The sequence below is a fragment of the Colwellia sp. 6M3 genome, assembly GCF_014077595.1.
In the GTDB taxonomy this organism is placed as follows: domain Bacteria; phylum Pseudomonadota; class Gammaproteobacteria; order Enterobacterales; family Alteromonadaceae; genus Cognaticolwellia.
Window position 1 is genome coordinate 1 of sequence record NZ_JACGWF010000191.1, and the last position, 1308, is coordinate 1308.

Annotated in this window: 1 protein-coding gene and 1 pseudogene; both read right to left on the reverse strand. The window is 37.2% G+C overall.

Translation table 11 applies throughout. From position 1 onward, the window contains the following. Positions 1 to 663 (reverse strand): class Ia ribonucleoside-diphosphate reductase subunit beta (gene nrdB, locus H4J50_RS18920; RefSeq protein ID WP_182257698.1); only part of this gene is annotated, 663 nt, incomplete at its 3' end. Between the two features lie 142 nt (positions 664 to 805). Continuing rightward, positions 806 to 1308, reverse strand: a pseudogene (locus tag H4J50_RS18925) (ribonucleotide-diphosphate reductase subunit alpha); the annotation flags it as partial.

Below are 1308 nucleotides of genomic sequence, written 5' to 3' on the forward strand. Positions count from 1 at the left end.
TTCAGCAAAGGCGAATGAACAGGCAAAACTGACATAAAAACGAATAGCTTCTAAAGCATTAACTGAGCATATTGCTAAGAAAAGACGCTCTTTCAATTTACGTTCACTGACTTCTATAGTGTTACCGTCCACTTCATAACTACCAGGGCCTTGCGACTGCAATAATTGCGTAGTGATAATCACAGCATCAAAATATTTTGCGATACTTGAAGCACGCTTTAAAATTGCTGGATTGACCATGATGTCGTCAAAAACTTCACTTGGATCAGAAAATAAATTACGTAATATGTGAGTATATGAACGAGAATGAATAGTTTCACTAAATGCCCATGTTTCAACCCATGTTTCTACTTCTGGTAGTGAAACAAGTGGTAGTAAAACAGCATTTACCGAACGTGCAGCCATAGAATCAAGTAACGTTTGGTATTTTAAGTTCGAAATAAATATGTGCTTTTCAGAGTCAGTTAAGCTCTGCCAATCGGCACGGTCTTTAGATACATCAATTTCTTCTGGACGCCAAAAGAAAGATAACTGTTTTTCAATCAGTTTTTCAAACGCCATATAGCGCTGTTGATCGTATCGTGCAACATTTACACTGTTTCCCAAAAACATTGGCTCTAACAAAGCATTGTTAGCTGTTTGGTTAAACGTAGTGTACGACATTTATTTCTCCTTGAAATAGCGCGCTCGAAAGGCTGTATTTCATTACTTAGTGTTGGTTATCTAGTTTTTTTATTATGTGTATTGCTTGAAAAATTGGTTGGCAAAAAAAGAGGAAAACCTGTTGTTTTCCTCTTTAAGTACGTTATATCTTACACGCACCGCCGGCACAATCATCTTCAATCTCAATTTGGTTGTCGTCAGCGCCATCGCGAGTATTGTGATAGTACATCGTTTTAACCCCTAACTTGTAAGCGGTTAAAATATCTTTTAATACTTGTTTGATAGGCACTTTGCCACCTTCAAAACGAGCAGGATCATAATTAGTATTAGCAGAAATAGTTTGGTCAATAAACTTCTGCATTATGCCAACCAATTGCAAGTAACCTTCGTTACTTGGAATATTCCAAAGTAACTCATAGTTGTCTTTTAAACGTAAATACTCAGGTACAACTTGCTTTAAAACACCATCTTTACTTGCTTTAATGCTGATTAAACCACGTGGTGGCTCAATACCATTAGTCGCATTAGATATTTGAGACGAAGTTTCTGACGGCATTAATGCTGATACGGTTGAGTTTCTTACGCCGTGCTTTTTAATACTGGCACGAAGTGACTCCCAATCTAAATGAAGTGGTTCACCGGTAA